We start from the raw sequence: 6,550 nt of genomic DNA, 5'->3' as shown, positions 1-6,550 counted from the left end.
CGTGGGAGGTGCCCCCAGCACCGGACGCGAGCTTTCCGGCAAACCTTTCCGGCCACAGCACGAGCTCACGGTCGTGGTGGCGCACGTCGTAGCCGCCGTTGCCCTCCAGCGGGAAGTAGGGGTCGCCCGCACCCGACGACCCCACGGTGCCGGCCGCCGCCGGGCCCGCGGTGGCGAGCAGGGCGGCGCGGGCGAAGAGGACCGCAGTGGCGACGACCTGTCCGGGCAGGAGGATGGTGCGTGTGACGGTGTGCCGACGGGGTGGTGTCACTGCTGCTCCTGTCGACGGGGACTGATCACTGCCGCGTCGGCTCAGGAGCCCGCGGCGCTCCGGGATCGCCTCGGTTCGGTCACGTTCCATGGGGCCCCGGGCGATTTGTCCGTCGCCCGATGAAACATCTGTTCAAGACCGCCGAATCATGATGGAGTTCCGTCCATGACGGACATCTCACTGCCATGGACCGGGGAACCGGTGAGGGTCGGGCTGGTCGGGGCGGGCCCCTGGGCACGTGCCGTGCACGCACGCGTGCTGGCGGCCGGGCCCGAGACCCGGCTGACGTCGGTATGGGCACGCCGCGAGGAGGCGGCCCGTGAGACCGCTGCCCCCTACGGCGCGGACGTCGCCGCCGGATTCGAGGAACTCCTCGACGGATGTGAGGCAGTGGCCTTCTCGGTTCCTCCGGTGGTGCAGGCGGACCTGGCGCTGCGCGCGGTCAAGGCGGGCAAGGCCCTGCTGCTGGAGAAGCCGCTCGGAGGGGATCTCCCCTCGGCGCGGCGGCTCGCCGACGCCATCGAGGAGGCGGGCGTCGTCTCGCAGCTGGTCCTGTCGAACCGCTATCACCCGGCCGCGCGCCGGTTCCTTGCCGCCGCACGGAAACTCGAGGTCTCCGGTGCCCGCTCCTGCGGACTGAGCGGTGCCTTCCTGGGCGGGGACTTCGCGACCCCGTGGCGCCTGGAACACGGTGCCCTGCTGGACGTCGGTCCCCATCTGCTCGACCTCCTCGACGCGGCGATCGGTCCCATCGAGCACGTACGGAGCGCGGGGGATCCTCGGCGCTGGGTCGAGCTCACCTGCGAGCACGTGAACGGGGCGGTCAGTCAGTGCTCGCTGTCCGGCTCGGTGCACCTTCCGGAAGGCGGCACCCGCATCGAGCTCTTCGGCTCCGAGCCCCCGCTGGTCTACGACACGACCGGCCTCGACTACGAGGAGGCCTGGCCGGTGCTGCGCCGTGACTTCGCCACCGCCGTGCGCACCGGGGTGCCCGGGGAGCTGGACGCCCGGCGCGGACTGCGGCTGCAGGAGCTGATCGCACAGGCCGCTCGGGGGTGAACGACCCCCGGGGGTGAGCGACCGGGCGCGGCGGGGCAAGGGCGCCGTTCAGGGGAAAACGCCCAACGGGGACGCGTGCGGGCCGGTGGAGACGTCCACAACTGACCCGTGAGACTGCCGCTGATCGCCCCCATGCTGGCCACCCCCGGCGTCCTGCCGCCCGCGCGGCAGGACGCGCAGTGGGCGTACGAGACGAAACAGGACGGCCAGCGGGCGGTGATCTATCTCCCCGGCGACGGCAGCCTCGAGCTGCGCGCCCGGTCGGGCGAGATCATCACCGGCGCCTACCCGGAACTCGCTCCGCTGGGCGCCGCCCTGGGCGCGACACCCGCCGTACTGGACGGCGAGGTGGTGGCGCCGGACGAGCGGGGCCACGGCGACTTCCAGCGGCTGCAGTCCCGCATGGGACTGGCGCACTCCCCCGCGCTGGCGGCGCGGCGCGCGGAACGGACACCTGTGCACCTCGTCCTTTTCGATCTGATGTTCCTGCGGTGCGACCTCACGGGGCTTCCCTATTCCGGCCGCCGCTCGCAGCTGGAGGGGCTGGGGCTGGCCGGACCCCACTGGTCGACGCCGGGTGCGCTCGTCGGACACGGCGCGCAGGCGCTCGAGGCGACCCGGGAGAGCGGTCTGGAAGGGCTGGTCTGCAAGAGGCTGGACTCGGTGTACGAGCCCGGAGTGCGTTCCCGGTCCTGGATCAAGATCCGCAACGTACGGGCCGTGGACGTGATCGTCGGCGGCTGGCTGCCCGGCCGGGGACGGCTTTCGGGGCTGCCCGGAGCGCTGCTGATGGGTCAGCGGGAGGCCGGTCGGCTGCGCTACGTCGGCCGGGTGGGAACGGGCTGGACCAAGGCCGAGCGAGCCGAGCTCGCCCGGTTGCTGCGCACCGTCGAGACACGCGTCTGCCCCTTCGACCGTGACCCGAGGGTGCCGGATGCCCGCTGGGTCCTGCCGTGGCTGGTCGGCGAGGTACGCTACAGCACCCGCACCCGGTCAGGTCTGCTCAGACAACCTTCCTGGCTGCGTCTGCGTCCGGACCTGACACCGGAGGACTCGGCGGCTGATCTGCCGTGAGAGGCGCGGGCCCCGGACATCCGTCTCTTCATCGGCAACGACTCACACGTGACCGGGGCCGCCGCTGCCGAACGCGCCACTGGACCCGGGAAGCCAGCGCTTGCGTTTCTGGTTCCCACAGCGTTGGCTCGCCGCGTGGTGGAGCTCGTACGGCATGAGCCGTTCGCTCTCCTGCGACGCGCGCGGTACCTCTCTCGGTTCCCGCACTTCTCGTTCCTCATGGACTGCTCCGCCGTCGGGCAGGTGCGGCTGCTCGTCGGGCCTGGGTGGTGCCGGTTCGTGGTCCCGTACGTCCATGCCGAACCGGACGGCCCAGATCAGCGCTCCGGAAACCACCATGCCGCCGAGGAAGGCGAAGAACACGTTGAGTTGTTCCTGCGATACAGCCAGTACTACAAAGCTCGCCGTATTCATGCCATGACCATACCCCCGTTGAATTGGAATGGCTCCCGGAGATTTCTCCGAGAATCCGGATTCCTTTTTCTCGGGGAAATTCCGCGCAGGTGGGCGCCCTTCCGGACCGCAACTGCGGGGCTCCGGTCAGATGCGGTACTCGCGTAGCGCCGGGGTCGCCAGCGCCAGGCCGAGGGTGGCCGCGATGACCAATAGACCTCCGCCGGCGATGGCCGCGCGGGCGCCCAGGGCCGAGCCGACCGTGCCGTGCAGCACGTCCGCCAGGCGCGGGCCGCCGGCGACGACGACCGTGAAGACGCCCTGCATACGGCCGCGCATCTCGTCGGTCGCCGCGGACAGCAGAATGGCCCCGCGGAAGACCATGGAGACCATGTCGGCGACTCCGGCTGCGGCCAGAAAGGCGATGGCCACCCAGAGGTTCGCGCTGAGTCCGAGGCCGGTGATGGCCGCTCCCCAGGCGATCACCGCCGCGATCACCATCAGGCCGTGGCGACGGGCGCGGGAGAACGTGCCGGACATCAGACCCCCGAGCACGGCGCCGATCGGAATCGCTGCGAAGAGCAGACCGAGCGCCAGGCCTTCGCCGTAGGGCGCGTAGGTCTGGGCGGCGAGTTGCGGGAACAGCGCACGGGGCATGCCGAACACCATGGCGATGATGTCGGCGAGGAAGGACAGCAGCAGGACCTTGCGGACCGAGATGTAGCGGAAGCCCTCGGCTATCGCCTGCCATCCCGTCCGGCTCTTCGCCGAGGCGGTCTGCGGCGGCAGCGCGGGCAGCCGGACGACCGCCCACAAGGTCACGCACAGGGCCACGGCGTCGATCAGGTACAGCTCGGACAGACCGATGACGGGGATGAGGGCGCCGGCCAGGAGGGGACCAGCCACCAGGCCGGTCTGCATCACGGTGGAACCGAGCGCGTTCGCCGCCGGGAGTTCTTCGGGCGGCACCAGCCGGGCGATGGAGGCGCTGCGGGCCGGGGAGTTGAGGCCGAAGAAGGCCTGCTGGAGAGCGAGCAGCACTATGAGGACGAGGACCGAGCCGAGGCCGGTGACGGCCTGGACCCAGAAGAGCACCGATGTGACAGCCAGGCCGAGATTGGTGAGCAGCAGCAGTCTGCGGCGGTCCATGCGGTCGGCGATCGCGCCGCCCCACAGCGCGAAGAGGGTGAGAGGCAGCAGGCCGGCGAGGCTCGCATAGCCCACCCACGCCGAGGAGTGCGTGATGTCGTAGATCTGCTTCGGGACGGCGACCGCGGTGAGCTGGCTGCCGACGGAGGTCACGATCGTCGAGGACCACAGGCGGCGGAAGGCCGGACGGTGCAGCGGCCGGGTGTCCATGGCCCAGCGGCGCCAGCCCTTGCTCGGCGCCTCCTGCCCGTCCGGCGCTCTGCCGTCCGGTGCCGTTTCGTCGTCGGTCGTGCTCGCACTCGTGTCCACGGGCTTCCTGACTGCCTCGTACATCTATTTATTCCGGGTTCACTATCACCGATCCACCTGTGATGCCGGAAGCCGGGGCATCGCTCCGCGGCACGCGTACCGGTGATCGGCGACGTCGGCGCGCCCCGGGTCGGGCAGCGGACGGCGCCGGTCAGTCGTCCGCCACGACGAGGACGAGCGGGATGTCGTCACAGGGGACGAGTCGCAGCCCGTCGTGACGACCGGGCCGTCCCTCGGCCAGCAGCGCGCCGAAGTTGGGGCCCTTGGTGAGCGAGCCGACGAGATGGGCCGGGTCCGCCGAGGCGGCGACGCGGCCTCGGGCGTTGACCAGGTAGGCGGGACCGGGAAGCCCCTGGAGGAGGGGTATCAATGCGGCCTCGAAGTGCCGCAGGTACACGTCCGCCGCGGCGACCCCCGCGAAACGGCCCTTGACATGGACGGGCGCGGACAGGGTGAGGCTGTACTCGTCGGAGCAGAGATAGTCGACATAGGGTCCGGCAACCGCACGGCGTCCGGTGTCCCGGGGCAGGGCGAACCAGTCCCAGTGCGTGTAGTCGGAGTACGCGGACTGCCTCGGGTCCAGATCGAGCATCAGCGGCCGTACGGCACCGTCGGAGCCGGTCTGCCACCACTCCAGCCACGCCGGTACGTCACCGAGCAACCCCGGTGCCGCGATGAAACCGACGCCCGAGACCAGTTCCTGCTGGGCCAGGTGGAGATGGAGGCCCGGGCGCAGCGCCGCGAGGTCCGCGCTCACCGGGCCACGGCCCTGGGCGGCGATCCGGGTCAGCAGCGCGGCGGTGTCGGCCCGGGTGTGGGCGACGGTGTCGAAGACGGCCTCCAGGGTTCGGCGTACCCGGGCCGCGACTCCCGCTTCGGTGGCCGGGTCGAGCGTCGCCGTCGCCGCCCCCGCGCGGCGGCCGCTGTCTCTCACGGCCGTGCTCGTGCCCGTCGGCACGGGGGGTGGTACCAGACAGGGCGAGGATCCGGGCTGCTGCGGAGAGTCGGACATGACCGCGACCGTATACGCCCCGCTCGCTTCACCGCATCTTGACTTACCGTCAACTCCCTTCCCATAGAGTTAAGTTGATCCATCCAGCCACTCTCCGTAGGGTGTGGGCCACGCCGTCCGCCCGGAGACGCCACCCGTCCCATGGGCGAACCGGCCGGTCCACCCGCCGACCAGGAGTCTTCCGAGTGCGCCGCCGCAATCCCCGGCGCACGGAGACCACTTCGGTCACCACACCACCCGACACCGGGTGCGGTTCGCGGCACCACCACGCCTTCACCCGGGTCGCATCCTGCACCTCCGACGCCCCGCCTACACCCGCCGTCACAACTCCGTCCCCCGATTCCCCCCACTTCCCCACGCCGTGGAGATTCCCTTGCACCTGTACAGATTCCTCAAACCGACGGCCGCCGCCTGTTCCCTGCTGCTAGTGAGCGCCTGCGGAATGTTCGCCGAGTCGAGCACGTCCTCCTCGTCCGGCTTCAACCCGCCCGACATCAAGGAGCAGTCGAAGCTCGGCCGGACGGAGGGGCAGGTCAACCTGATCTCCTGGGCGGGATATGTGGAGGACGGTTCCTCCGACCCGAAGGCCGACTGGGTCACCCCCTTCGAGAAGCGGACGGGGTGCCAGGTCCACAACAAGGTGGCGGCCAGCTCGGACGAGATGGTGAAGCTGATGAAGTCGGGTGCCTACGACGCGGTCTCCGCGTCCGGTGACGCGTCACTGCGGCTCATCGCCTCCGGTGAGGCGGCTCCGGTGAACACGGATCTGGTACCCAACTACAAGAACGTGTTCTTCGGGCTGAAGGATCAGAGCTGGAACTCCGTCAACGGCACGGAGTACGGCATTCCGCACGGCCGTGGCGCGAATCTGCTGATGTACAACACGCGGGAGGTGTCGCCCGAACCCCTGTCGTGGTCCGCGGTATTCGACGACGCGTCGAAGTACAAGGGGCATGTGACCGCGTACGACTCACCCATCTACATCGCGGACGCCGCGCTCTACCTGCGCGAGACCCGACCGGGGCTGGGCATCGAGAACCCGTACGCCCTCGATCAAGAGCAGTTCGACTCGGCCGTCGACCTGCTGAAGAAGCAGCACGCCCATGTCGGCGAGTACTGGAGCGACTACCTCAAGGAGATCTCCGCTTTCAAAAGCGGCGACTCCGTGATCGGCACCACCTGGCAGGTCATCGCCAACCTCGCCGAGAGCGAGGGTGCCAAGGTCAAGGCCGTCCTGCCGCAGGAAGGCGCCACCGGCTGGTCGGACACCTGGATGCTCGCCA

6 protein-coding genes and 1 pseudogene are annotated in these 6,550 nt (G+C 70.1%); 3 read left to right on the top strand and 4 right to left on the bottom strand.

The annotated features are described in order from the left end of the window. Window positions 1-271: pseudogene (locus VXC91_RS41025) on the bottom strand (hypothetical protein); the annotation flags it as partial. Window positions 272-436: 165 nt separating this feature from the next. Between VXC91_RS41025 and VXC91_RS41020 the strand changes: the two are divergent. Together VXC91_RS41020 and VXC91_RS41015 are read left to right on the top strand one after the other, a co-directional pair. Next, window positions 437-1,330, top strand: coding sequence for a Gfo/Idh/MocA family protein (locus VXC91_RS41020; protein WP_329512457.1), 894 nt, complete (start codon window positions 437-439; stop codon window positions 1,328-1,330). Between the two features lie 108 nt (window positions 1,331-1,438). After that, window positions 1,439-2,404, top strand: a complete 966-nt coding sequence (locus VXC91_RS41015) for an ATP-dependent DNA ligase (RefSeq protein WP_329512456.1) — start codon at window positions 1,439-1,441, stop codon at window positions 2,402-2,404. A gap of 42 nt (window positions 2,405-2,446) precedes the next feature. Here VXC91_RS41015 and VXC91_RS41010 read toward each other — a convergent pair whose 3' ends face one another. From VXC91_RS41010 to VXC91_RS41000, 3 genes are all read right to left on the bottom strand, one after another. Further along, window positions 2,447-2,818: a DUF6479 family protein gene (locus VXC91_RS41010; RefSeq protein WP_329512455.1), complete on the bottom strand. Its 372-nt coding sequence runs from the start codon at window positions 2,816-2,818 to the stop codon at window positions 2,447-2,449. A gap of 126 nt (window positions 2,819-2,944) precedes the next feature. Next, window positions 2,945-4,279 carry an MFS transporter gene (locus tag VXC91_RS41005; RefSeq protein WP_329512454.1) on the bottom strand — a complete coding sequence of 445 codons (1,335 nt, stop codon included), beginning with the start codon at window positions 4,277-4,279 and terminating at the stop codon, window positions 2,945-2,947. A 127-nt stretch (window positions 4,280-4,406) separates the two neighbouring features. Next, the gene (locus VXC91_RS41000) at window positions 4,407-5,267 is read right to left on the bottom strand and encodes a cache domain-containing protein (protein WP_329512453.1); all 861 of its coding nucleotides are present in this window, start codon (window positions 5,265-5,267) and stop codon (window positions 4,407-4,409) included. A gap of 373 nt (window positions 5,268-5,640) precedes the next feature. On the opposite strand from VXC91_RS41000, the gene VXC91_RS40995 reads away from it, so the two are divergent. Beyond that, a partial coding sequence (locus tag VXC91_RS40995) for an extracellular solute-binding protein (protein ID WP_329512452.1) occupies window positions 5,641-6,550 on the top strand: 910 nt, incomplete at its 3' end.

The organism is Streptomyces chiangmaiensis, from assembly GCF_036281785.1.
Classification (GTDB): Bacteria; Actinomycetota; Actinomycetes; order Streptomycetales; family Streptomycetaceae; genus Streptomyces; species Streptomyces chiangmaiensis.
Note: the sequence above shows the minus strand (reverse complement) of the source record. Positions and strands in the feature narration are given on the sequence as shown.